Raw genomic sequence first — 23,398 nt, forward strand, 5'->3', positions numbered from 1 at the left:
TTATGGATAAACCGCCGTTAAAACGCCACCATATTTATCAATCTATTGATTAATAAAGAAAATTAAAGAAGATGGGTAGGACTGAAGAAGCGGAGCAGAGGGCGAGTTGGTTAAATAAAAATAGTTGCCCGTTAAAAAACAGGCAGTCATCTCCCTATGTTGATACCTCCTCGGTATGGCTAAGCACCTAAACAATATTGGTTCCCTCTTCCTCACGCAATCAAACTGACATCAAGTCAACGATTGCCAGACGCTGGAGCCTGCATGTCAACCGTCATACAACATATTGAGACGCTGCTGGTCGACCTACCGACCATCCGTCCTCACAAACTCTCCATGACCACCATGGCCTGCCAAACCATGGTCATTGTGCGCATGCGCCACTCTGACGGTATCGAAGGGATCGGCGAAGGCACCACCATTGGCGGCCTGGCCTACGGCCCCGAAAGCCCGGAGAGCATTAAACGCAATATTGATACTTATCTAGCTCCCCTGCTGGTCGGCCAGCCCTCCAACAATGTCCACCAGTTGCGTGCTCGGCTTAACCGCCATGCTCGCGGCAATATGATTGCCAAATCTGCATTAGAAACGGCGCTGTTGGATGCTCAGGGCAAACGCTTGGGATTGAGCGTCGCCGAGTTGCTGGGCGGCGTACGTCAGGATCACTTGCCCGTGCTGTGGACGCTAGCCAGCGGTGATACCGCCAAAGATATTGATGAGGCCATGCTGCGTTTAGAACAGCGTCGGCACTGCGACTTCAAGTTAAAAATTGGTGCTAACCCGGTGGATCAGGACGTGCGCCATGTGGCGGCGATCAAGGAAGCGCTGGGCGATCGAGCCAGCGTGCGAGTTGATGTTAATCAGGCGTGGGATGAATCCACCGCCGTTCGCGGTATTCAGGTGCTACAGGATGCTGGCATCGAGTTAATTGAGCAGCCCATTGGCGCGCGTGAACATGCCGGCCTAGTTCGCTTGGCTAACCGCTTCAATGTGCCGATGCTCGCCGATGAGGCGGTGCAAGATGCCCGCGACGGGCTTGATCTAGTATGTGGCGGCTTCAGTGGTGCCTTTGCACTAAAGATCGCCAAATCCGGCGGTATTTACGGGGTACTTGAGCTGGCTCACGTCGCCCAAGCAGCTGGCATTGGCTTATATGGCGGCACCCTGCTGGAAGGCACTATCGGTACGGCTGCCTCTCTACACGCCTGGGCAACGCTGCCAGCAATGGCTTGGGGCACGGAAATGTTCGGCCCGCTGCTGTTGCAAGACGACATCGTCGTTACCCCTCTCAACTACACCGAGTTTGGAGTGGAGTTACCGCAAGGGGCTGGCCTCGGCATCACCCTGGATGAAGATAAGTTGGCGCACTACTCACGTAAGTAACAGTCACGTAAGTGAACGTCTCGTAAGTAAACGCCACGGCAAAGAAAAGCCATCGTTTGCGTTCGCCCGTAAAGAAAGAGGAGAGCCATATGCTGTTTCAAGTTGAGATGACCGTTAAGTTGCCGCCTGACATGCCAGCCGAGCAGGCAGCCAAGATCAAGGCAACGGAAAAGGCGTATTCCCAAGACCTACAGCGTCAGGGTAAATGGCGCCATTTGTGGCGGGTAGCGGGTAGCTACTCAAACGTCAGTATTTTTGACGTGGAAGACAACGCTGAGCTGCAGGAACTCGTCAGTAACCTGCCGCTATTCCCCTATATGGAGATCAGCGTCAAACCGCTGTGCCGTCACCCCTCTTCAGTGCGCGACGACGACAGCTAATTATCGATAGACACGCCAGTTCTTTTTATAAAACAAAAGCCTATAAAAATAGAGGTTTTCATCATGACCGTAAAGATATTCGACACCCCCGAAGTTCAAGAGTTTGTCAAAACCGTTGCTGGCTTTGATCAGTCAGGCGGCAATGACCGCGCCAAGCAGATCGTTCATCGCCTGGTGGGCGACCTGTTCAAACTGATCGATGACTTCGATGTCACCGAGGAAGAGTACTGGGCGGCGGTTAACCTGCTCAATGCCCTGGGTAGCCAGACCCAGTTCGGCCTGTTGTCGCCAGGGCTCGGCTTTGACCACTTCCTCGATATGCGCCAGGACGCCATTGATGCCGAAGCCCAGCGCACCGGGGGTACGCCGCGCACCATCGAAGGCCCGCTCTACGTGGCCGGCGCCCCGGAAGCCGACGGCTTTGCCCGCCTGGACGATGACACGACCGAGGGCGAGACCATGTGGCTGACCGGCCAGGTGCGTGACGTCGACGGCACCCCGATCCCCGGCGCCAAGGTCGAGATCTGGCACGCCAACTCCCTGGGCGGCTACTCCTTCTTCGACCCCTCGCAATCCGAGTACAACCTGCGCCGCACGATCTATGCGGACAGCGAAGGTCGTTACACCGCGCGCAGCATCATTCCCTCCGGCTACGGCGTGCCCGCAGGCGCCCCCACCGACGTGGTGCTCAAGTCCCTCGGTCGTCACGGCGAGCGCCCGGCGCATATCCACTACTTTGTCTCCGCCCCGGGCCACCAGCACCTGACCACCCAGATCAACCTGGCAGGCGACCCCTACACCTATGACGACTTCGCCTTTGCCACCCGCGAAGAGCTCGTCGTGCCCGCCGAGCGGATTGAAGACCCCGCCGAGATCGCCAAGCGCGACCTGGACGGCCCCTTCTCCCACGTGGTGTTCGATGTGGCGCTGGCCCCCGTCGAGGCCCCCGAGCTGCAGGTGCGTCACGCCCGCCCGCGGGCCAAAGAAGACGACCAGGATCTGGCCAGCCAGCTCGCCGGTACCGCCAAGGTATAACCCTCATGCCTTGAGCAAGGCGGGCCTTCCCCTTGGCCCGCCTGAGCAAGACATAACAGCGCGACATAATAAATACGAGGAGAGAGATCATGACCACGCAGCTTGATCAGCTCGAAGCCCGCGTGCGCGGCGCCGTCCAAGACGACCCCGCGCAAGGCATCTTCCGCTGCCACCGCAGCATGTTTACCGACCCCGCCTTCTTTGAGCTTGAGCTCAAACACATCTTCGAAGGCAACTGGCTGTTCCTGGCCCACGAGAGCCAGATCAGTGAACCGGGTGACTACATGACCGTCACCATGGGCCGCCAGCCGGTGATTATCACCCGCGATAAGCAAGGCGAGCTGCACGGCCTGATTAACGCCTGCGCCCACCGCGGCGCCACGCTATGCCGCCGTAAGCGCGGCAACAAAGGCACCTTCACCTGCCCGTTCCACGGCTGGACGTTCAAAAACGACGGCCAACTGCTCAAAGCCAAAAATGAGAAGAACGGCGCCTACCCTGAGCAGTTCAAACAGGATGGCTCCCACAACCTTAAGCGCCTACCGCGCTTTGAAAACTACAAAGGCTTCCTGTTTGGCAGCCTGAGCGATGATGTTCAACCGCTTGAGCAGCACCTGGGCGAAACCACCAAGATCATCGACAACATCGTCGACCAAGCCCCCGAAGGCCTGGAAATTCTGCGCGGCACCTCCTCCTACACCTACACCGGCAACTGGAAGCTGCAGGCCGAAAACGGTGCCGATGGCTACCACGTCAGCTCCGTGCACTGGAACTACGCCTCCACCATGGAACGCCGCAACTACGACGCCGGTGGCACCAAAGCGGTGGATGCCGACGGTTGGTCGAAGAGCAAAGGCGGCTTCTACTCCTACGAAAACGGCCACATGATGCTGTGGACCCGACTGCTTAACCCGGAAGTGCGCCCGGTCTATCAGCATAAGGACTGGATCCAGGAGCAGCTGGGCGACGCGCGCGCCGACTCCATCGTCAACCAGACGCGCAATCTCTGCCTCTACCCCAACGTCTACCTGATGGATCAGTTCTCCACCCAAATCCGTGTGATTCGTCCCATCGCCGTGGACAAAACCGAAGTCACCATCTACTGCTTCGCGCCCAAAGGCGAAGCCGCCGAAGATCGGCGTGTGCGCATCCGTCAGTACGAAGACTTCTTCAACGTCTCCGGCATGGGCACCCCCGACGACCTCGAAGAGTTCCGCGCCTGCCAAGAAGGCTATAACGGCGCCCTGGCCGAATGGAACGACCTCTCCCGCGGGGCCCAACAGTGGATTGAAGGCGCCGATGAAACGGCCCAAGCGATCGACATGAAGCCCCTGCTCAGCGGCGCCTCCCCGGAAGACGAAGGGCTCTACGTGCTGCACCACAAGCACTGGGTCAGCGAAATGCTGCGCGCCATCGACAAAGAGCGCAGCCAATTTATCGCCACCGCGTCCGCCTAAGCGCCCAGCGCCAGAAGAGAGGAGAGAAGTGCCATGAGCATTAGCTATCACGACATCCAAGCGTTTTTGTACCGCGAAGCACGGCTGCTGGACGACCGGGAGTGGGACGAGTGGCTCACGCTGTACCGCAAGGACGCCGAGTTCTGGATGCCCGCCTGGGATGACGACGACCAGTTGACCCGCGATCCGCACAGCGAGATCTCGCTGATCTACTACCCCAACCGCGACGGGCTGGAAGACCGGGTCTACCGGATCAAGACCGAGCGCAGCGGGGCGAGTACACCGGAGCCGCGCACCACCCACCAGGTTAACAACCTGGAGATCCTGTCGCACGAGGGCGACACGGTAGAGCTGCGGTTTAACTGGCACACGCTCAACCACCGCTACAAGAAGACCGACAGCTTCTTCGGCACGTGCTTCTACACCCTGGATGTGTCGGGCGAGACCCCACTGATCACAAGAAAAGTCGTGCAGTTAAATAACGACTATATCCATCAAGTCATCGACGTATATCACGTGTGACCTGAGGGGAGAGGAGAATTAACCATGAGTTATACCATTGCCCTCAACTTTGAGGACGGCGTTACCCGCTTTATTGGCTGTAAAGAGGGGGAGACTGTTCTCGACGCCGCTTACCGGCAAAAAGTTAACCTACCGATGGACTGCTCTGACGGTGTATGTGGCACCTGCAAAGGCCACTGCGAACAGGGCGAATTCGACATGGGTGACGAGTATCTGGAAGATGCGCTTTCCGATGAGGAAGCGGCTGAAGGCCAGGTGCTCACGTGCCAGATGGTGCCTTCTTCGGATTGCGTTATTCAAGTGCCAGTGGCATCCACGCTGTGTAAAACACAGGTGGGCAAGGTTGAGAGCACGGTAGCAGCAGTTGAGCAACTTTCCGAAGATAGTATTGAGCTAGTCGTTGATTTGGATGATGCCGAGGGCCTCGCCTTTCTGCCGGGGCAGTACATTCATATTGATGTGCCCGGCACGGGAGTGCACCGCTCCTACTCTTTCAGCTCCTTGCCGGGGGATAAGCGCGCCACCTTCTTAATTCGCAACATCCCCAACGGGGCAATGAGCGGCTATTTAACCGAGCGCGCGGCGGTGGGAGACAAGCTTACGCTGACTGGCCCGCTGGGCAGCTTCTACCTGCGAGAAGTGAAGCGCCCGGTGCTTATGCTTGCTGGCGGCACGGGTCTGGCTCCGTTTCTCTCCATGTTAGCGCAATTGGTCGAAAAGGGCTGTGATGCACCGATTCATATGATTTACGGCGTCAATAAAGATGACCACCTGGTCAAAACGGATGCGCTAGATGCCTTCGTAGAAAAAATTCCTAGCTTTACCTACGCCACCGTAGTGGTCGACGAGGCTAGCGAGCATTCGCGTAAAGGTTACGTGACGCACCACATGGACGCCGAGGTAATGCATGACGGCGATGTGGACGTTTACCTGTGTGGCCCACCCCCGATGGTAGATGCCGTGCTGAAGTACTTCGACGCTGAAGGCATCGAGCCTCAGAGCTTCCACTATGAGAAGTTCACCCCCAATGAAGCAGGGAGCGCATCATGACACACCGCTTTCAAGACAAAGTAATGGTGATTACCGGCGCTGCGCAAGGAATTGGGCAGCGGGTGGCTGAGCGTGCCGCCGCTGAAGGCGCCCGCTTGGTATTGGTAGATCGCGCTGACCAAATCCATGAGGTTGTCGCTGAAATAAGCAAGCAAGGAAGTGACGTGATTGCGGTACAAGCCGACCTGGAAACATGGGAAGGCGCTGAGCAAGCGATTCAGGTGGCGCTCGCTCACTTTGGCCGTATCGATATTCTGGTTAACAACGTAGGCGGCGCGATTAATTTCAAGCCGTTTACCGAGTTTACCGAGTCGCAAATTGCGGCAGAGATCAACCGTTCTCTAATGCCTACGCTTTGGTGCTGCCGTGCGGTACTGCCGACCATGGTAGCGCAGGGTAGCGGCGTGATCGTCAATGTCTCTTCAGTGGCGGCGCGGGGCATCCACCGGATCCCTTACTCGGCGGCCAAGGGGGGGGTCAATGCGCTGACCGAGTCGCTGGCCTTCGAATACGCTGATGCTGGGATCCGCGTGGCGGCTGCTGCCATCGGGGGCACGGAAGCACCGCCGCGCCGGATTTCCCGCGGCACGCCCGAGCCCCGCAACGATACCGAACGGGCCTGGTTCCAGGCGCATATCGACCAAACCAAGCAGAGCTGCCTGATGAAACGCTACGGCACGCTCGACGAGATGGCCGCGCCGATTCTGTTCCTGGCCTCTGATGAGGCGAGCTACATCACCGGCAGCGTGCTGCCAGTGGGCGGAGGCGACCAGGGCTATTAGTAAATTATCTAAGGCAACGCTAAAGAAGTATCAACGATAACTCTAAGTACAGTAATTCCCTGGAGCAAACCGTGAAACATATTGAGAAAGGCGTCAGCCTAAGGTATGCGCCCCGCGACTTCCTGCGTGACCTCAATGCCGACAATGCCAGTACTGGGCTAGTGGCTGGAATTTTAGGGCTCAGCGTTGGAGTCGTTCACATTAGTGCCGGCACCTCTGCAGGCCTGGACTCCTCCTTCATCATGATTTGGGTGATCAGCTACCTGATGATCAACGGCCTGTTTGGACTATTCATGCCAGCCTATTACCGATTGCCGTTGCCAATGGCTAACTCCATCCCCGGTGCATTAATGTTCGCAGCGGTTATCCCTGTAATCGGCTTAGAGGCTGCATTAGGTGCAAGTTTGATTGCGGGGGCTATTACGCTAGTTGCTGGCGTGACCGGGGTGATGGGTATCGTTATGCGTTTGATACCGATGCCAATAGTGATGGGCATGGTGGGCGGTATGCTACTTAGCTTTGGCCTCAACATGGTTAAGCCGTTGGAGAGCGCTATCGTGCCAGCCTCTATCATGATCCTGGCTTTTTTCCTCTCTGCTCGCCTCTTACGTAAGGTTCCGCCTCTGGTTGTGGCGATGCTGGCGGGCATTTTGTACCTGATAGCGACTGGCGTGGATCTGTCCGGTATAGAAGCAACCGTTCGTTTCCCTGAGTTCATCATGCCTGAGTTTACTCTTGGAGCTTTTCTGACCTACGGCCTGCCACTCGCTATTATTCTAGTCGGAATGGAAACACCGGCGGGTGTCGGCCTAGTGAAGGGAATGGGTTACAAAGAAGTGCCCGCTAATGGAATCACTGCGGTGGGCGGCGTCGGCACCATGGTGTCGGCTTTTTTCAACCTGCACAGTACTTGTATAGCCGCACCCATGACCGGTGTCTGCGCCTCCCCGGAAGCTGGCGTTCATGACAAACGTTGGGTGGCGGCGGTGATTGCTGGGGCTATCTTTGTGCTTGCCGCGCCTTTCTACGGCTATGTAGTCAGCCTACTGGAGGCTACGCCGCGCTACTTTATCGCCATTATCGCCGGGCTGGCACTTATGCGGGTCATTACCTCCTCGATGGCTATCGCCTTTGCAGGCAAGAAACATGAAATAGGCGCGTTGTTTGCTTTTTTAATTGCTGCATCCGGCATTCAGATTCTCGGCATCGGCGCCACGTTTTGGGCGTTGGTATTAGGCGTGGTCGTTTCAGCAATCTTCGAAACCAAGGACTTCGAGTTTATTTTCACCCGTGAGGTAGCTAAAAAGAGCGGCTGATCTCATACAACTCCTGCAACTTTATAGTGGTTATCCTCCTTGGCCCGTGTCTGCTTTTGCAGTGCGGGTCTTTTTTGTCCCATTTGACGTTTGACAGTCCCTTTATCCTTTTGTCGCAAGTTGAAATTAATTGTTACTCCTTTTGAGTGGGTCAGATGAGAGCTATGTCTCACAAACGCCACTATATCGGTTTAAAGCTTAAGTGAATGAGGAGTCAAACTGAATGTTATTAGCAGGCTTAGCAGTATTGTTTGATAGTTTTTCTTTTAAAATAAAAGGTTAGCTATTTTTTGCTGATTCGAATTAGGTTGTGAATATTCTACATAACTTTCATCTGAGATACCTATCAAGTATGGAAGGGAACTCAAACGATATTGGTCGGGAAGTCACGGCATGATCGATATTAGTGGCGAACATAACAACAACTGTCGTCTTTAGGCCCTTGATAGGCGTACTTGCTCTCCAAAACGTACTACTACTATCGCCGGGCTCCAAGACAACAAGAAAACCAACGATAGGGTTTCATCATGACCGTGAAGATATTCGATACGCCCGAAGTTCAAGAGTTTGTCAAAACCGTTGCTGGCTTTGATCAGTCAGGCGGCAATGACCGCGCCAAGCAGATCGTTCATCGCCTGGTGGGCGACCTGTTCAAACTGATCGATGACTTCGATGTCACCGAGGAAGAGTACTGGGCGGCGGTTAACCTGCTCAATGCCCTGGGTAGCCAGACCCAGTTCGGCCTGTTGTCGCCAGGGCTCGGCTTTGACCACTTCCTCGATATGCGCCAGGACGCCATTGATGCCGAAGCCCAGCGCACCGGGGGTACGCCGCGCACCATCGAAGGCCCGCTCTACGTGGCCGGCGCCCCGGAAGCCGACGGCTTTGCCCGCCTGGACGATGACACGACCGAGGGCGAGACCATGTGGCTGACCGGCCAGGTGCGTGACGTCGACGGCACCCCGATCCCCGGCGCCAAGGTCGAGATCTGGCACGCCAACTCCCTGGGCGGCTACTCCTTCTTCGACCCCTCGCAATCCGAGTACAACCTGCGCCGCACGATCTATGCGGACAGCGAAGGTCGTTACACCGCGCGCAGCATCATTCCCTCCGGCTACGGCGTGCCCGCAGGCGCCCCACCGACGTGGTGCTCAAGTCCCTCGGTCGTCACGGCGAGCGCCCGGCGCATATCCACTACTTTGTCTCCGCCCCGGGCCACCAGCACCTGACCACCCAGATCAACCTGGCAGGCGACCCCTACACCTATGACGACTTCGCCTTTGCCACCCGCGAAGAGCTCGTCGTGCCCGCCGAGCGGATTGAAGACCCCGCCGAGATCGCCAAGCGCGACCTGGACGGCCCCTTCTCCCACGTGGTGTTCGATGTGGCGCTGGCCCCCGTCGAGGCCCCGAGCTGCAGGTGCGTCACGCCCGCCCGCGGGCCAAAGAAGACGACCAGGATCTGGCCAGCCAGCTCGCCGGTACCGCCAAGGTATAACCCTCATGCCTTGAGCAAGGCGGGCCTTCCCCTTGGCCCGCCTGAGCAAGACATAACAGCGCGACATAATAAATACGAGGAGAGAGATCATGACCACGCAGCTTGATCAGCTCGAAGCCCGCGTGCGCGGCGCCGTCCAAGACGACCCCGCGCAAGGCATCTTCCGCTGCCACCGCAGCATGTTTACCGACCCCGCCTTCTTTGAGCTTGAGCTCAAACACATCTTCGAAGGCAACTGGCTGTTCCTGGCCCACGAGAGCCAGATCAGTGAACCGGGTGACTACATGACCGTCACCATGGGCCGCCAGCCGGTGATTATCACCCGCGATAAGCAAGGCGAGCTGCACGGCCTGATTAACGCCTGCGCCCACCGCGGCGCCACGCTATGCCGCCGTAAGCGCGGCAACAAAGGCACCTTCACCTGCCCGTTCCACGGCTGGACGTTCAAAAACGACGGCCAACTGCTCAAAGCCAAAAATGAGAAGAACGGCGCCTACCCTGAGCAGTTCAAACAGGATGGCTCCCACAACCTTAAGCGCCTACCGCGCTTTGAAAACTACAAAGGCTTCCTGTTTGGCAGCCTGAGCGATGATGTTCAACCGCTTGAGCAGCACCTGGGCGAAACCACCAAGATCATCGACAACATCGTCGACCAAGCCCCGAAGGCCTGGAAATTCTGCGCGGCACCTCCTCCTACACCTACACCGGCAACTGGAAGCTGCAGGCCGAAAACGGTGCCGATGGCTACCACGTCAGCTCCGTGCACTGGAACTACGCCTCCACCATGGAACGCCGCAACTACGACGCCGGTGGCACCAAAGCGGTGGATGCCGACGGTTGGTCGAAGAGCAAAGGCGGCTTCTACTCCTACGAAAACGGCCACATGATGCTGTGGACCCGACTGCTTAACCCGGAAGTGCGCCCGGTCTATCAGCATAAGGACTGGATCCAGGAGCAGCTGGGCGACGCGCGCGCCGACTCCATCGTCAACCAGACGCGCAATCTCTGCCTCTACCCCAACGTCTACCTGATGGATCAGTTCTCCACCCAAATCCGTGTGATTCGTCCCATCGCCGTGGACAAAACCGAAGTCACCATCTACTGCTTCGCGCCCAAAGGCGAAGCCGCCGAAGATCGGCGTGTGCGCATCCGTCAGTACGAAGACTTCTTCAACGTCTCCGGCATGGGCACCCCCGACGACCTCGAAGAGTTCCGCGCCTGCCAAGAAGGCTATAACGGCGCCCTGGCCGAATGGAACGACCTCTCCCGCGGGGCCCAACAGTGGATTGAAGGCGCCGATGAAACGGCCCAAGCGATCGACATGAAGCCCCTGCTCAGCGGCGCCTCCCCGGAAGACGAAGGGCTCTACGTGCTGCACCACAAGCACTGGGTCAGCGAAATGCTGCGCGCCATCGACAAAGAGCGCAGCCAATTTATCGCCACCGCGTCCGCCTAAGCGCCCAGCGCCAGAAGAGAGGAGAGAAGTGCCATGAGCATTAGCTATCACGACATCCAAGCGTTTTTGTACCGCGAAGCACGGCTGCTGGACGACCGGGAGTGGGACGAGTGGCTCACGCTGTACCGCAAGGACGCCGAGTTCTGGATGCCCGCCTGGGATGACGACGACCAGTTGACCCGCGATCCGCACAGCGAGATCTCGCTGATCTACTACCCCAACCGCGACGGGCTGGAAGACCGGGTCTACCGGATCAAGACCGAGCGCAGCGGGGCGAGTACACCGGAGCCGCGCACCACCCACCAGGTTAACAACCTGGAGATCCTGTCGCACGAGGGCGACACGGTAGAGCTGCGGTTTAACTGGCACACGCTCAACCACCGCTACAAGAAGACCGACAGCTTCTTCGGCACGTGCTTCTACACCCTGGATGTGTCGGGCGAGACCCCACTGATCACAAGAAAAGTCGTGCAGCTGAATAACGACTATATCCATCAGGTCATTGATGTTTACCACGTGTAATTGGTGCTGATGAAAACAGGGATGTCGCTTGTCTTGCTATCGCGTGAAGCGATAGCAATTTGAAAATGAAAATTTAAAAACAACTTAACCCTGGTGAAAATATAATGAAAACATTTAAAAAGACCTCCCTCGCCACTCTGCTAAGCGCTACCGCGATGTTTTCAGCTATGAACGTCGCTGCTAACGAAGACCCGGTGAAGCTCGGCTTGATGCTTCCTTATTCAGGTACTTATACCGCTCTTGGTGAAGCCATTACGAACGGTTTAAAGCTGGCCATTGAACAAGAGGGTGGTCAGTTGGGTGGCCGTGATGTGGAGTATGTCGAGCTTGATTCAGAAGCTGACCCCTCGAAGGCGCCTCAAAACATGAGCCGTCTCGTCAATGGGGACGACGTTGACTTCGTGATCGGGCCGGTACATTCCGGCGTTGCTATGGGGATGCTGCGGGTCGCCAAACAGACCGGCGCTATCACCATTATTCCCAATGCAGGGTTGGGTGCTGCCACTAATGAACTGTGCATGCCAAACGTCTTCCGCACCTCATTTAGCATGTGGCAGGACAGCTATCCCATGGGTAAAGTGGCTTACGATCAAGGGCATCGTAAGATTGTTACCATTACTTGGGATTACGCTGGTGGTAAGGAAGACCTCACTGGTTTTGAGGAGGCATTTACCGCTGAAGGCGGCGAGATCGTCGAGCAAATTTTAGTGCCGTTCCCGAGCACCGAGTTTCAGAGTTATTTGACACAAATAGCCAGCCTTGAGCCTGATGCTGTCTATACCTTCTTCGCAGGCGGTGGCGGTGTCAGCTTTGTTCGGGATTATGCCGCAGCAGGTTTGAAAGAGAGCATACCACTGCTAGGGTCGGGCTTTCTTACCGAAGGTAATTTAGCTGCATTAGGCGATGCAGGGGAAGGCGTAATGACCACGCTGCACTACGCTGAAACTCTCGAAAATGAGGCCAATCAATCCTTCGTTTCAGCCTACGAAAATGCCTACGGTGAAATGCCGGATACCTATGCCGTACAAGGTTACGATACGGGCATGATGCTTGTGCAAGCGCTCAATGTATTAGGAGGCGACACCTCTGATCAAGAGCGCCTGATCGATGTATTAGCCAATGTTCAATTGGCAAGTCCACGCGGGCCTTTAAGCTTCTCTGACTCCCACCATCCCATCCAAAATGTTTACCTTCGCGAGATCCGTGATGGCAAGCACGAAGTCGTTAGTATCGCTTCCGAGAATCTCGAAGTACCCGACGAAGCCTGCCAGATGTAACGGTAGCTGTATGCACTCTGGGGCGGGCATGGCCCGCCCCTCACTCTGATTCTCGGAGGGATCTTATGGATCTCGCATTTTTCAGCGTACAGCTCCTTAACGGTCTGCAGTACGGTCTGCTGCTCTTTTTGATTGCCAGCGGTTTGACGTTGATTTTCGGCATTATGGGCATCATCAACCTGGCCCACGGCGCCATGTATATGATTGGTGCCTATCTGGTTTACGACCTCACTCTGCGGTTGGGCAATTTTTGGTTGGCCATTCTGGCGGCTATTCCTATCGCTATTGTGTTGGGACTCATCATTGAGCGGCTGTTTCTCGATACGCTCTATAAGCGCGATCACCTCTATCAAGTATTGCTAACCTTCGGGCTGATTTTAGTGCTCAACGAAGCGCAGCGGATCATTTGGGGGGGCGATGTGCATCGCGTAGCAGTGCCCGCACCGTTCGATGCCAGTATTCAGTTGACTGATAACCTGCAGTACTCGGTCTACCGCCTCTTTGTAATGGGCGTCTGCCTGGCCTTGGCAGGGGTGATCTATTGGGTGATGCGACATACGCGGCTGGGCATCATCATCCGTGCCGGTGCCGTCAATCGAGACATGGTGGAAGGGCTGGGAATCAACGTGCGTACCCTTTTTACGCTCATCTTTAGCGTCGGTGTGGCGCTTACCGCCTTCGCCGGCATGATTGCTGCACCGCTCACCTCCATCGCGCCAGGCATGGGCGATAGCATCCTGATCACCTGCTTTGTGGTCGTCGTCATCGGCGGCATTGGTTCCATTAAGGGGGCGTTTTGGGGGGCCATCATCATTGGTATGGCCACTACCTTTGGAGCGGTACTCATTCCGAGCCTTGCCAGCATGGTGATCTACCTGATTATGGCCGCGGTACTGCTGGTGAAACCGCGCGGCCTGTTCGCGTGAGGAGAGTAAGCAATGTTACATAGATATCCCAAGCGCGTTGCGTTGATTATGTTGGTATTAACGGCGTTGGTAGCCGCGTTTCCTCTCTGGGGAGAGGCCGTATTCGGTAATCAGGCCAACTTTATGTTGGAGAAACTGACGCTGATGTTAATCCTGGCGCTGTTTGCCATGAGCCTGGATCTGCTGGTAGGCATCGTGGGCTTGGTTAGCCTTGGGCATGCGCTCTTCTTTGGCTTGGGGGCGTATACCCTGGCATTAGCCAGCCCAGACTTTAGTCCAGCGTCAATGTGGTGGATGCTACCTCTTGTGATGGGCGTCTCTGCCTGTGTGGGGTTAGTGATAGGTATCTTAGTGATCCGCACTAAAGGCATCTTCTTCATCATGACCACCCTGGCGTTTGGCCAGATGCTTTACTACTTCATTAGTACGTCTCAGTTCGCGGGAGGAACCGACGGCGTTTTTATTATGTTCCGACCGAGCTTGGCGTTAGGCGAGCGTACGCTGATAGATCTCGATAACCCTTACAGCTTCTTTTACTTCTGCCTGGGGATGTTGCTCCTTGGCTACTTCTTTCTACGCTGGCTCACGCGCTCCTACTTTGGCCAGGTGCTCGACGGTATTCATGACAATGAGCACCGTATGCAGGCGTTAGGCTATGCCACTAACGGCTACAAGCTGGTGGCCTTTGTTATCGCAGGAGTGATGGCAGCGATCGCGGGCATGTTAGCGGCGATGCAGTACGGCTTCGCTAATCCGGCTCAGCTGGGCTGGCACACCTCGGGTGAAGTGCTAATGATGCTCATTTTAGGCGGCATGGGTACCATCTTCGGTCCCATCTTAGGCGCCTTCGCTTACGAAATTCTGCTCTATGTTTACGAGCATGCCACGACGCACTGGCCCATCCTGATGGGGCTGACCATTATCGTTGCGGTACTGGTGCTTCCTCGCGGGATTGCCGGTTTGATTATCGCGCCCCCCTGGCAGCGTAAGCCTCAAGCAGCCTCTAAAACTGTGTCTGAACAAGAGAAGGCAGCAGTGGCTCTCTCCGCTCAACCCGTTACCCCGCGTAAGGAGAACTAAGCCATGAGCGACGACATTGTCTTAGCCACCCACGGTTTGACCCGGCGTTTTGGTGGTTTAGTGGCGGTTAACGAGGTGGATTTTGACGTTAAGGCCCATGAGATACACGCCATTTTGGGGCCCAATGGCGCGGGTAAAAGCACGCTGATCAATCTGCTTTCTGGTGAGTTCCCCCCTTCTGGAGGTCAGGTGCTCTATCGCGGTCAGCCGATTCAAGGCAAAAGTGCGCGTCAGATTGCACGCCTGGGGATCGGCCGTAGCCACCAGAAGACCAATATTTTCCCCCGCCTGAATTGCCTGCAGAACTGCGAGTTGGCGGCGCGTATCCATATGGGCGGTGTATTTGGCAGTTGGCGTTCTCGCCAAACTGCACGGCAGGTGAGCGAGCGGGCTCAGGAAGTCCTGGAGACCTGTCAATTGAACCACCGCGCTTATACCACCGCATCAGCAATGAGCTATGGCGAACAGCGCCAGTTGCAGATCGCGATGGTGTTGGCGACGGCGCCGACGCTGATGCTACTTGATGAGCCGATGGCGGGCATGGGGCGAGAAGAGACTGCTCAAGTCACCGAATTGCTCGCCAGCCTAACGGATCGCTACACCCTGGTACTAATTGAACACGATATGGACTCTGTCTTTCGCTTGGCTGACCGCATTACCGTCATGGTCGATGGCTGTGTGTTGGAGAGCGGTCCGACCGAGCAGATACGTACTAGCGAAAAGGTACGAGATGTCTATCTGGGGCGTCATGAAGAGGGAGCAGCCGCATGAGCGCAGAACAAACTAATACGCCATTGATCGATGCTCAGGGGCTGCATACTTACTACGGTGAGAGTCATATTCTGCATGGGGTGGATTTGACCCTCATGCCTGGTGAGACGCTGAGTCTGCTGGGCCGTAACGGTATGGGTAAAACCACGACACTGAAGTCGATACTGGGCTTTGTTCCACCGCGGCATGGCGAGGTCTTTATCAAGGGAGTCTCTGCGGCCAAACGGCGACCCTGGCAACTGATTCGCCAAGGCATCGGCTACGTGCCAGAGGGGCGGGGTATTTTCCCCGGTATCAGTGTGCGTGAACACCTTATTATGGCGGCGCGTCCCAATGATCGAGGGGAGTCACCCTGGACGCTGGAGCGCGTCTTGGATACGTTTCCGCGCTTGGGCCAACGCATCAATCATGACGGCTCTTTCCTTTCGGGCGGTGAGCAGCAGATGCTTTCCATTGGCAGAGCACTAACGACTAACCCTGATCTGATGATTCTTGACGAGGCCACCGAAGGGCTCGCCCCGCTGATCCGCGATGAAATCTGGAAGATCATCGGTGAGATAAAGGCGACCGGTATTTCTACCATTATTGTTGATAAAAATATCGATAACCTGCTGAAGGTAGCGGAAAAACATCTGCTGCTGGTCAAGGGGGAAGTGGTTTATAGCGGTGATTCCCAGGGGTTAAAAGATAACCCCGCCATTCTTGAAACCCACCTCGGCGTTGCTTGATACGGACCCGGCAAGTAGCTGCTTGCCGGAGCCGTCGGCTACTCGTTAAATACTGACACGGAGAAGTGTGTTGCATGCAATTTCATAAGCAATTGCACAAGGATCTGTCGATTCCAGCCATCACGGCTGGCTTTGTAGCGGTACTGGTCTCTTACTCCGGGCCCCTGGCCATTTTTTTCCAGGCGGCTCAGAGCGCCGAAATATCCAGCACCATGATGACGTCATGGGTCTGGGCCATTTCTATCGGCGCAGCCGTCTCGGGTATCTTTTTAAGCCTGTGGTTAAAAGTGCCGGTGGTGACCGCTTGGTCGGCGCCGGGGACTGCGCTGTTGGTAACACTGTTCCCCGGATTGACGCTCAATGAAGCGGTGGGCGCCTACCTAACGGCCGCCGTGATCATTTTTCTGATCGGCGTTACGGGCTCTTTTGACCGTATTATCCGGATGATACCGCCAGGCATTGCCAGCGCGATGATGGCAGGCATTCTGTTCCAGTTCGGGGTGGGCGTCTTCGTCTCATTGGAGAGCGTGCCAGCGCTGGCCATTGGTATGATTATCGCCTACCTACTCTTTAAGCGGCTTACCCCTCGCTATAGCTTGGTGCTGCTGTTAATAGCCGGTATCACGTTAGCAGTCTTATTGGAGGGCGCGAGTCTGGAGGGAGTATCACTTCAGCTTGCCGAGCCCCAGTTTATCCATCCCGAGTGGTCTTGGAATGCGACCCTAAGCCTGGCCATTCCCCTGGTACTGGTGAGCTTGACAGGTCAGTTCTTACCCGGCATGGCGATTCTGCGCACTTCTGGCTACTCAACTCCGGCCAAGCCAATCGTTATCGTGGCAAGCGTCACGTCCTTTTTTACCGCTTTTTTTGGCGGTATCACCACGGTAATCGCAGCGATTACCGCGGCAATCTGTACCAGTAAGGAGGCCCACGAAAATCCTGCTAAGCGTTATGTTGCCGGGGTGGCAAACGGGGTTTTCTACCTACTTGGTGCTATTTTTGCAGGCACTATCGTCGCACTATTTACCTCGTTGCCAGGAGAGTTTGTGGCAGTACTTGCAGGTCTTGCGCTGCTGGGTGCCATCACTAGCAATATCAGTGCGTTCGCAGCCGAAAAGAGCCATCTGGAAGCTTCTGTCATTACGTTCATTGCCACCGCTTCAGGCATTAGCTTTCTAGGCTTAGGCTCCGCCTTCTGGGGAGTTGTCGTTGGGGCGCTTGCCTATAACCTGTTGCATCGACGTTTTGACTCGCTTAACCATAAAACCTAATAACAGTGATACTACTTAAGCGGTAGTGGGAGTGGCACCATGAAAAAGATCGTTGTGGCGGTTGATGATAGTGAAAGTGCTTTGCATGCCCTGGCGTTTGGGCAAATATTTGCGGCCCAGCTGGGAGTAGAGGTAAGCGCTATCTCGGTGGTGTTGAGGCAAGATGAGATCGCCCCCCAGCGGGCTAAACTGCAGGGGCGCCTGGCGGCCCACCGCTTTGAAGCAGTGGCCATTGATGTTGTTGCTCATGACAGCGCCAAGGAGTATTTGGGTGAACTTGCCAGTCGCGAGGATACCGGGCTATGTATGATGGCTTACGGTCGACGCCCAGTGCCGGAGATGCTGATAGGCAGCGTAACCGCAGGGGTGGTGAGAAGATCGCAGCGCCCGGTTTACCTGTGTGGCCCTCGCTACGACAGCCGGGCTCACCAGCGAATTGAAGTGTTAGCGGTTTGTGTCGATGGGTCTAAGCTATCCGAGCAAATCTTGCCCTATGCTTCAGCCTTGGTGAAGCGATTGGGTGCTCGGTTGCAGCTACTGCAGGTGATTGAGGCCAGCAGCAGTAGAAAACCCACGACGCTAGGCCATACCGATGTCATGGAGTCAGCCTATCTGAACGCGCTGGCTCGCCGTGTCGAGAGTGAGCAGGCGTTAGAAGTTGATTGGGAGGTACTGCATGGCGACCCCGCCGACGCTATCGTCAGCTATTTAGCGGAAAGCCATAATACGATGCTGGCCATGACCACCCATGGGCGTAGTGGCCTCTCGCAAGTAGTGGCCGGCAGCGTTAGCCATGAAGTGCTACACGAGACGACTTGCCCCGTGGCCGTGCTGCGTCCTTAAAAGGGGGCTTCATGGATAACGACCAGAGCGGCGATTTTCTACGAGCACTTCTAGGATGGCGTTGGCTTCTTGCATTAGAGGCGAGGGTTTTTCTCCTCGTCGACGGCTGCAGATAACGGGGGAGGTAATCGTCTTGTCAGCCAACGCGACGTAGGCAATGCCATCCCGCTGAACCCGCTTAACCTGTTCAGGCACCAGGGTAATACCGATGCCTGAGGCGACAAGGCTTAGCGCCGTCTGTACCTCGTTTGCCTCCTGTACTACCTCGACTTTCAAGCCTTGGCGGCGGAAAATGCCGAGCACCATGTCTGCCAGGCTAGGGCGCGGCTTGGCGGGAAAGAGAATGAGTGGATAGCGGGCAAGCTCCTCGCAGGTAGGGGTAGTGCCCTCTAGCGGATGACCGCTCGACAGGGCGGCAATCAGTGGTTCATCAAAGAGAATCTCCTGTTCGACGTCGGAGTCATCAATACGTAAACGCCCGAAACCCATGTCGATACGACCTGCTTTGAGCGCCTGAATCTGTTGTACCGTCGTAAGCTCTGCCAGCGAGAGCTCAATATTATCCATGCGGCGCAAATCACGCACGAGCATAGGGAGCTGCCCGTAAAAAACGGACGGTACAAAGCCAATGCCGAACAGTGCACGCTTGCTACGCGCCATGTGCCGGGTGGCGTCGATGGTAACTTCTACTTTCTCTAAAATCTGCAGAGCATGCTGCTGAAAAAACACGCCTGGTGGCGTCAAGCGCAATCCTCTTGAGCTTCGTTCAAACAGTTCAGCTCCCACCTCTTGTTCTAATTGTTTGATCTGGCGGGAAAGAGGCGGTTGAGACATATGCAACCGTTCAGCCGCACAGGTAAAGTTAAGCTCTTCGGCAACAACGCAGAAGTACCTCAGGTGGCGTAGTTCCATGATACCTCCAAGGTATGAGCGGCTACTTAAACAATATTGGCTTTGTCATTCGCTTGTTAGCATGCTGGCGATGCTTTTCACGTATTGAGGCAACTTTAAAACCAGCCTAACCAAGCGCCATAACGCTACCAGCATTTAAACGTTTAAAAGCGAAATATCGACTACGACTTTAGTAATGAACGCTAGAATAAGAGGGGGTGGACCTGCCATGTATGCGCATATTTTAGTTCCTGTCGACGGCTCTGAGAGCGCTAAACAAGCTTTGAAGGTGGCTTGTAAGCTGCTGGATAGAGAAGGCTCAACGCTCTACTTACTACATGTACCTGAAACGCTTGCCTATGCGACTACACTGGTATGGGGCATTGGTGCGATTGATGCTGGCACTACGCTTGCTGAACGCGAGAAGGTGGGTGAACAACTCCTTGCCCAGGCGGTGAGTTCCGCGCAGGCAGAGGGCGCTAAGCACATTGAAGAGTTGCTGACGCAAGGTGACCCAGCCCGCGCCATTATAGAGGCCGCCAATGCCAATAATGTCGATACCATTGTGATGGGCAGCCGAGGGCTAAGCGACTTGGCGGGGGTGGTGATCGGCAGCGTATCGCACAAAGTGGGCCATTCAGCCAAGTGTCCTGTGATTACGGTGAGCCAATAAACAGCAACGGTGATATCTGCCCGCACCCCTCCCGATACAGTTTTCAATCTGCAGAAATTTACTTGTCGCCTAACACTCCTTAGCCCATGCTTTTAGCAAGACGCTATAACCTAGGGTATTGGCTAACAACGAAACGTTAGGATGTTTGAAGATGGCAAAATTTTTCCAGGAATTCCGAGAATTCGCGGTAAAAGGCAATGTGGTCGATATGGCGGTGGGCATCATCATCGGCGGGGCGTTTACGCTGATTGTGCAGAGCCTGGTGGCTGATGTAATGAACCCGCTGATTGGGTTGCTGGTAGGTGGCGTCGATTTTTCGAACCTGTTTGTGGTGCTACGCCAAGGAGTGGTCGCTGGGCCTTATGCAACGCTTGGGGATGCGCAAGCCGCTGGGGCGGTGACATTGAACGTGGGGCTTTTTATCAATGCGGTCGTCAGCTTTACGATTGTCGCTTTCGTGGTGTTCCTGTTGGTGCGCACCATCAACCGGTTAAAGCGCGAAGAGGCGGTGGCGCCCGCGAGCCCTACCGAGCAGCCGTGCCCTTACTGCTTGATGGTGGTGCCAATCAAAGCCACGCGCTGTGGCCACTGCACAGCGACGCTGTCTCAGCCAGTGGAGGCTGAAGCGCCGGTTGAAGCTGCATCTGCTCCACCACCAATGCCACCTGCCAAACCTTAGCCACTAAAAAGGGCGCCTATGAAGGCGCCCTTGAGCGGTATAGCAGAAGCGCCACTACGCGCTTTTTTTAATGGTTTTGCTCTCTTTTTGCTTACTTTCGGGTTTTTTACTGTCATTAGCATCGCTGGGTTGGGGTAGTGATGGCAGCGATTTGGCCAACATCTCAACACTGTGGCGGTAGTAAAGCTGGCTCTTGTTATGCTCGCCCAGGCTTGCATAGAGGCGCGCAAGCTCAGCGCAGACTTCGCCATTGGGGCGCTGGCGTTGGCTGGCTTCAAAGTACTCGAGTGCTTTTTGCCACTGGCCGATACGCAGCGAGAGGCGACCACAAGCGAGCAGCAGCTCAGGATCGTTGGGGCGCTCCTGCAGCCATTTCTCCGCTTTCGCCAGTTGGCGACCTGCGTCCACGTTTAGCAGGCCATAGCGTTTTACTAAGCGCGCATCCCAGTGGTGATCAAGTGAGTGGTTGAGCAAACGTTCGGCAATCGGCTCTTCGTTGGCTTGGATCAACGCTTCGGAATAAAGCACGATCAGCTCAGTATTGCCGCGCAGGTAGTCAGGCATGTCGGCCCACAATCCACGCACCCGCTCAATGTTGGTGGGGTTTTGGGCTTCAAATACGATCAGCTCACGGTAGGCTTTGAATTCCAACTGCTCACGCTCTTGCTGAGTAATGAGCTTTTGCGCGGCTAGCCGGGGAATCAAGCGCCGTAGTCCTTCCCAGTCGTTAACACTCAAATGCACCTGTTTCAGCAGTTTGAGTACCTGGGGGTGGTTTGAGAGTTTTTTATCCAACCGGTTTAGGATCGCCAGCGCCTCTTCTGGCTGCTGGCGCTCAATCATCATTTGCGCCTGCATCAAGCCCACCGCGGTATCGGCGCCGTCGGTGGTTAGCTGCGCTTGGTTGAGGTGCTCTTGGGATTTCGCGTGGTGGCCCTGGTAGTGGGCCGCCAGGGCTGCCGAAAGGTAGTTAACCAACGGTGTGCTGGAGTCGTCGGCGGCATTCACCAGGGTTTTTTCGGCTTTTTTCCAGCGGCCTTCGGTCAGCGCTACCAGGCCACGCTGAGTGCGCTGCATGGCACGACGGTTACGGGCACGGCTGTTCCAGCTGCGAAAGCGACCCATAGGACGAATAATACCGCTGAGTAGACGCAACACAAAGTGCAGCACGATAAACGCAGCGAACAGGAGTACCAAGCCAAACCAGAACGAGGTTTGGATGGAGGAGTCGCCCACGCGGATCAGCCAGTAGCCGGGCACCGACATCATCAGGTGCCCAAACAGGGCCCCGACGGCAAGCCCGGCGACAATGAGGAGAACGAGCTTTCTCATGCATCACCTCCGCTTTGGCCACGCGTCTCATAACGGTTGTCGATAAAGCGTGCCAGCTCCTGCTGTGAGGCGCTGATATCGGGCAACTCGGGTTTTACTTCAGCTTCCTTAAGCTCTTCAAGGCGCGTAATAACGCTTTGTGTCTCTTCGCGAGAGGTGTCGTAGTAATCGTTCAGCAGCTGTAGCGCTTTGTCGATACTCGCGTCATAAAGCTCTTTCTCTTCGTTGAGCAGGGCCAACTGTGTCTGCTCAAGTACTAAGCGCAGGCTCTGGCGCAGATAAGACTCTTGCTCTGGAGTAATCAGCGCTTCCAGGGCTTCATCGTGATGGCGAACCACCACCAGGTCTTTAAGCTCTTCGCCGAAGCGCGCCAGCTGGCGCTGGAAAGTGCCGGTCGGCGGCTGTTCGATGCTGGAAGTGACCGCTTGCTCCTCAATTTCTTGAGAGAGTCGCAGAGTTGAGATGCGTTCCTGCTGGGCATTGAGCGCTAAGTAGAGGCCGGTACGGTCAACTTGGGGCACGGCGTCAAGGGCGGCTAGCTCATTAGCAATCGCTTCACGTACGGGCGTTAACGCCGGGTTATCAGCATCAACCAGACGGGCATCAGCGGTACGCAGTAGCGCTGCAGCGCCGTCAACGTCACCTTCCAGCTGTAAGCGCTGATTGGCCAGACGCAGCAAGTAGGCGGCTTCGGCATGCAGCCACTCGCGCTCGTCGGTGTCCTGCTCTTGAGAGAGCTGATCCAGCACTTGGCCCAGGGTCTCATCGACGTCGCTGCGGTAGCTGTCAAATTCGTCGCGCAGATCACCCAGTGTGCTCTGCAGCGCTTCGTCGCGCTCGGCTTCGTCGTTCTCTAGGCGAGACTCAAGGTCGCTAACCGCCTGCTGTGAGGCGCTGCCTTCAGCCTGTTGCGCCAGTTCGTCGAGGCGCTGCTGCTGACTATCCAGGCGTTGCCAACCTTGCCAAGCGACGAACGCTAGGGCAATCGCCAGGATAATCACCAGGGCAATCGCGAGACCGCCACTTTTACCGCCTCCGCTTTTGCCACCACCGCTCTGGCTGCTGCCTTTGTGGCCAGTGGGCGGTGTGGTCGCCGCCGATGGCTTGTCGCTGGTCGGCTTTGACGAGGTGGCGCTTGAGGATGGCGAGCTAGAGGCTGACCCACTTGAAGAAGAGGGGCTTGGTTGAGCTGCACCCGGTGAAGATGAGGTCGCGCTGCTGGCGCTCTCTTTAGGCGCGCTAGGGGCGCTCGTGCTACTGGACGTGGTATCTGCCGGTTTAGCCGTGCTGCTGGCAGCGGTTGAACTCGCAGTGGACGAGCCCTTTCCACGCCGCCGCGACCGACTATTTTTAGCCCCACTTTGCGCAGGTGATGTTGAGCTCGGCGGTGTGTTTGGCGTGCTGGGCTCAGTCGCGTCGGTCGTGGAAGCTGCTTTGTCGGTCGTTTTAGGGACGCCTTGAGAGGCATCGGCGGACGTCGGTTGTACATCGTCCTGATCGTTTACTTGTTTGCTCATGTGTCGCTAG

Annotated in this window: 24 protein-coding genes and 1 pseudogene; 22 read left to right on the plus strand and 3 right to left on the minus strand. The window is 56.1% G+C overall.

The genetic code is table 11. The features are described from left to right. The first annotated feature begins 264 nt into the window (after window positions 1–264). The 20 genes and pseudogenes from KO116_RS01120 (at window position 265) to KO116_RS01205 (ending at window position 18,296) form a co-directional block, all read left to right on the plus strand. A complete protein-coding gene (locus KO116_RS01120) occupies window positions 265–1,383 on the plus strand; it encodes a muconate/chloromuconate family cycloisomerase (protein ID WP_035565033.1) in 1,119 nt (372 codons plus the stop codon). An 89-nt stretch (window positions 1,384–1,472) separates the two neighbouring features. Next, window positions 1,473–1,763: a muconolactone Delta-isomerase gene (gene catC / locus KO116_RS01125; RefSeq protein WP_035565030.1), complete on the plus strand. Its 291-nt coding sequence runs from the start codon at window positions 1,473–1,475 to the stop codon at window positions 1,761–1,763. A 63-nt stretch (window positions 1,764–1,826) separates the two neighbouring features. Further along, entirely contained in the window at window positions 1,827–2,798 is a 972-nt protein-coding gene (gene catA / locus KO116_RS01130) for a catechol 1,2-dioxygenase (RefSeq protein ID WP_035563416.1), read from the plus strand. Between the two features lie 89 nt (window positions 2,799–2,887). After that, window positions 2,888–4,255: a Rieske 2Fe-2S domain-containing protein gene (locus tag KO116_RS01135; protein ID WP_035563419.1), complete on the plus strand. Its 1,368-nt coding sequence runs from the start codon at window positions 2,888–2,890 to the stop codon at window positions 4,253–4,255. 33 nt (window positions 4,256–4,288) lie between these two features. Beyond that, on the plus strand, window positions 4,289–4,777 hold the full coding sequence (benB, locus tag KO116_RS01140; protein WP_045812035.1) for a benzoate 1,2-dioxygenase small subunit: 489 nt from the start codon (window positions 4,289–4,291) through the stop codon (window positions 4,775–4,777). Window positions 4,778–4,801: 24 nt separating this feature from the next. After that, on the plus strand, window positions 4,802–5,827 hold the full coding sequence (gene benC / locus KO116_RS01145) for a benzoate 1,2-dioxygenase electron transfer component BenC (protein WP_035564154.1): 1,026 nt from the start codon (window positions 4,802–4,804) through the stop codon (window positions 5,825–5,827). Then, complete coding sequence (benD, locus tag KO116_RS01150; protein WP_035564152.1) at window positions 5,824–6,609, plus strand: benzoate diol dehydrogenase BenD; 786 nt, start codon at window positions 5,824–5,826, stop codon at window positions 6,607–6,609. Before benC ends, benD begins: the two co-directional genes overlap by 4 nt. A gap of 71 nt (window positions 6,610–6,680) precedes the next feature. After that, window positions 6,681–7,925 carry a benzoate/H(+) symporter BenE family transporter gene (locus KO116_RS01155; RefSeq protein ID WP_035564150.1) on the plus strand — a complete coding sequence of 415 codons (1,245 nt, stop codon included), beginning with the start codon at window positions 6,681–6,683 and terminating at the stop codon, window positions 7,923–7,925. Between the two features lie 527 nt (window positions 7,926–8,452). Beyond that, the gene (locus KO116_RS01160; RefSeq protein WP_442905792.1) at window positions 8,453–9,154 is read left to right on the plus strand and encodes a dioxygenase family protein; all 702 of its coding nucleotides are present in this window, start codon (window positions 8,453–8,455) and stop codon (window positions 9,152–9,154) included. Continuing rightward, window positions 9,073–9,528 carry a dioxygenase family protein gene (locus KO116_RS26235; protein WP_442905829.1) on the plus strand — a complete coding sequence of 152 codons (456 nt, stop codon included), beginning with the start codon at window positions 9,073–9,075 and terminating at the stop codon, window positions 9,526–9,528. Before KO116_RS01160 ends, KO116_RS26235 begins: the two co-directional genes overlap by 82 nt. Window positions 9,529–9,706: 178 nt before the next feature. Continuing rightward, window positions 9,707–9,850, plus strand: a pseudogene (locus tag KO116_RS26165) (Rieske 2Fe-2S domain-containing protein); the annotation flags it as partial. Between the two features lie 290 nt (window positions 9,851–10,140). Continuing rightward, window positions 10,141–10,878 (plus strand): RHO alpha subunit C-terminal catalytic domain-containing protein, encoded by a 738-nt coding sequence (locus KO116_RS26170; RefSeq protein ID WP_327050457.1) that lies wholly within the window; start codon window positions 10,141–10,143, stop codon window positions 10,876–10,878. A gap of 33 nt (window positions 10,879–10,911) precedes the next feature. Further along, window positions 10,912–11,400 carry a benzoate 1,2-dioxygenase small subunit gene (benB, locus tag KO116_RS01170; protein WP_045812035.1) on the plus strand — a complete coding sequence of 163 codons (489 nt, stop codon included), beginning with the start codon at window positions 10,912–10,914 and terminating at the stop codon, window positions 11,398–11,400. A gap of 104 nt (window positions 11,401–11,504) precedes the next feature. Continuing rightward, window positions 11,505–12,677 carry an ABC transporter substrate-binding protein gene (locus KO116_RS01175; RefSeq protein WP_035554906.1) on the plus strand — a complete coding sequence of 391 codons (1,173 nt, stop codon included), beginning with the start codon at window positions 11,505–11,507 and terminating at the stop codon, window positions 12,675–12,677. A 65-nt stretch (window positions 12,678–12,742) separates the two neighbouring features. Then, window positions 12,743–13,603: a branched-chain amino acid ABC transporter permease gene (locus KO116_RS01180; protein WP_009286238.1), complete on the plus strand. Its 861-nt coding sequence runs from the start codon at window positions 12,743–12,745 to the stop codon at window positions 13,601–13,603. Between the two features lie 12 nt (window positions 13,604–13,615). After that, complete coding sequence (locus tag KO116_RS01185) at window positions 13,616–14,683, plus strand: branched-chain amino acid ABC transporter permease (protein WP_035554908.1); 1,068 nt, start codon at window positions 13,616–13,618, stop codon at window positions 14,681–14,683. A gap of 3 nt (window positions 14,684–14,686) precedes the next feature. Then, the gene (locus KO116_RS01190; protein ID WP_035554911.1) at window positions 14,687–15,454 is read left to right on the plus strand and encodes an ABC transporter ATP-binding protein; all 768 of its coding nucleotides are present in this window, start codon (window positions 14,687–14,689) and stop codon (window positions 15,452–15,454) included. After that, entirely contained in the window at window positions 15,451–16,182 is a 732-nt protein-coding gene (locus KO116_RS01195) for an ABC transporter ATP-binding protein (protein WP_035554913.1), read from the plus strand. The genes KO116_RS01190 and KO116_RS01195 overlap by 4 nt, the downstream gene beginning before the upstream one ends. Window positions 16,183–16,256: 74 nt before the next feature. Next, a complete protein-coding gene (locus KO116_RS01200; protein WP_035554916.1) occupies window positions 16,257–17,453 on the plus strand; it encodes a benzoate/H(+) symporter BenE family transporter in 1,197 nt (398 codons plus the stop codon). Between the two features lie 39 nt (window positions 17,454–17,492). Continuing rightward, window positions 17,493–18,296 (plus strand): universal stress protein, encoded by an 804-nt coding sequence (locus KO116_RS01205; protein ID WP_035554919.1) that lies wholly within the window; start codon window positions 17,493–17,495, stop codon window positions 18,294–18,296. A 9-nt stretch (window positions 18,297–18,305) separates the two neighbouring features. Here the strand turns inward: KO116_RS01205 and KO116_RS01210 are convergent, their stop codons facing one another. Continuing rightward, on the minus strand, window positions 18,306–19,208 hold the full coding sequence (locus tag KO116_RS01210) for a LysR family transcriptional regulator (protein WP_035554922.1): 903 nt from the start codon (window positions 19,206–19,208) through the stop codon (window positions 18,306–18,308). A 208-nt stretch (window positions 19,209–19,416) separates the two neighbouring features. On the opposite strand from KO116_RS01210, the gene KO116_RS01215 reads away from it, so the two are divergent. Both KO116_RS01215 and mscL read left to right on the plus strand, forming a co-directional pair. After that, on the plus strand, window positions 19,417–19,860 hold the full coding sequence (locus tag KO116_RS01215; RefSeq protein WP_035554924.1) for a universal stress protein: 444 nt from the start codon (window positions 19,417–19,419) through the stop codon (window positions 19,858–19,860). Window positions 19,861–20,011: 151 nt separating this feature from the next. Further along, window positions 20,012–20,539: a large-conductance mechanosensitive channel protein MscL gene (gene mscL, locus KO116_RS01220; protein WP_035554927.1), complete on the plus strand. Its 528-nt coding sequence runs from the start codon at window positions 20,012–20,014 to the stop codon at window positions 20,537–20,539. Between the two features lie 54 nt (window positions 20,540–20,593). Here the strand turns inward: mscL and KO116_RS01225 are convergent, their stop codons facing one another. Together KO116_RS01225 and KO116_RS01230 are read right to left on the minus strand one after the other, a co-directional pair. Further along, on the minus strand, window positions 20,594–21,871 hold the full coding sequence (locus KO116_RS01225; RefSeq protein WP_035554931.1) for a heme biosynthesis HemY N-terminal domain-containing protein: 1,278 nt from the start codon (window positions 21,869–21,871) through the stop codon (window positions 20,594–20,596). Continuing rightward, window positions 21,868–23,388, minus strand: a complete 1,521-nt coding sequence (locus tag KO116_RS01230) for a uroporphyrinogen-III C-methyltransferase (protein ID WP_035554933.1) — start codon at window positions 23,386–23,388, stop codon at window positions 21,868–21,870. Before KO116_RS01230 ends, KO116_RS01225 begins: the two co-directional genes overlap by 4 nt. Window positions 23,389–23,398 lie beyond the last annotated feature (10 nt).

The organism is Halomonas sp. KO116 (assembly GCF_000734975.2).
GTDB lineage: Bacteria > Pseudomonadota > Gammaproteobacteria > Pseudomonadales > Halomonadaceae > Vreelandella > Vreelandella glaciei.

Excerpts from the sequence above, each read along its gene's own strand:
- KO116_RS01120 (WP_035565033.1), top strand. The coding sequence starts at position 265 with ATGTCAACCGTCATACAACATATTGAGACGCTGCTGGTCGACCTACCG.
- catC (WP_035565030.1), top strand. The coding sequence starts at position 1,473 with ATGCTGTTTCAAGTTGAGATGACCGTTAAGTTGCCGCCTGACATGCCA.
- catA (WP_035563416.1), top strand. The coding sequence starts at position 1,827 with ATGACCGTAAAGATATTCGACACCCCCGAAGTTCAAGAGTTTGTCAAA.
- KO116_RS01135 (WP_035563419.1), top strand. The coding sequence starts at position 2,888 with ATGACCACGCAGCTTGATCAGCTCGAAGCCCGCGTGCGCGGCGCCGTC.
- benB (WP_045812035.1), top strand. The coding sequence starts at position 4,289 with ATGAGCATTAGCTATCACGACATCCAAGCGTTTTTGTACCGCGAAGCA.
- benC (WP_035564154.1), top strand. The coding sequence starts at position 4,802 with ATGAGTTATACCATTGCCCTCAACTTTGAGGACGGCGTTACCCGCTTT.
- benD (WP_035564152.1), top strand. The coding sequence starts at position 5,824 with ATGACACACCGCTTTCAAGACAAAGTAATGGTGATTACCGGCGCTGCG.
- KO116_RS01160 (WP_442905792.1), top strand. The coding sequence starts at position 8,453 with ATGACCGTGAAGATATTCGATACGCCCGAAGTTCAAGAGTTTGTCAAA.
- benB (WP_045812035.1), top strand. The coding sequence starts at position 10,912 with ATGAGCATTAGCTATCACGACATCCAAGCGTTTTTGTACCGCGAAGCA.
- KO116_RS01175 (WP_035554906.1), top strand. The coding sequence starts at position 11,505 with ATGAAAACATTTAAAAAGACCTCCCTCGCCACTCTGCTAAGCGCTACC.
- KO116_RS01180 (WP_009286238.1), top strand. The coding sequence starts at position 12,743 with ATGGATCTCGCATTTTTCAGCGTACAGCTCCTTAACGGTCTGCAGTAC.
- KO116_RS01185 (WP_035554908.1), top strand. The coding sequence starts at position 13,616 with ATGTTACATAGATATCCCAAGCGCGTTGCGTTGATTATGTTGGTATTA.
- KO116_RS01190 (WP_035554911.1), top strand. The coding sequence starts at position 14,687 with ATGAGCGACGACATTGTCTTAGCCACCCACGGTTTGACCCGGCGTTTT.
- KO116_RS01195 (WP_035554913.1), top strand. The coding sequence starts at position 15,451 with ATGAGCGCAGAACAAACTAATACGCCATTGATCGATGCTCAGGGGCTG.
- KO116_RS01200 (WP_035554916.1), top strand. The coding sequence starts at position 16,257 with ATGCAATTTCATAAGCAATTGCACAAGGATCTGTCGATTCCAGCCATC.
- KO116_RS01205 (WP_035554919.1), top strand. The coding sequence starts at position 17,493 with ATGAAAAAGATCGTTGTGGCGGTTGATGATAGTGAAAGTGCTTTGCAT.
- KO116_RS01210 (WP_035554922.1), bottom strand. The coding sequence starts at position 19,208 with ATGGAACTACGCCACCTGAGGTACTTCTGCGTTGTTGCCGAAGAGCTT.
- KO116_RS01215 (WP_035554924.1), top strand. The coding sequence starts at position 19,417 with ATGTATGCGCATATTTTAGTTCCTGTCGACGGCTCTGAGAGCGCTAAA.
- mscL (WP_035554927.1), top strand. The coding sequence starts at position 20,012 with ATGGCAAAATTTTTCCAGGAATTCCGAGAATTCGCGGTAAAAGGCAAT.
- KO116_RS01225 (WP_035554931.1), bottom strand. The coding sequence starts at position 21,871 with ATGAGAAAGCTCGTTCTCCTCATTGTCGCCGGGCTTGCCGTCGGGGCC.
- KO116_RS01230 (WP_035554933.1), bottom strand. The coding sequence starts at position 23,388 with ATGAGCAAACAAGTAAACGATCAGGACGATGTACAACCGACGTCCGCC.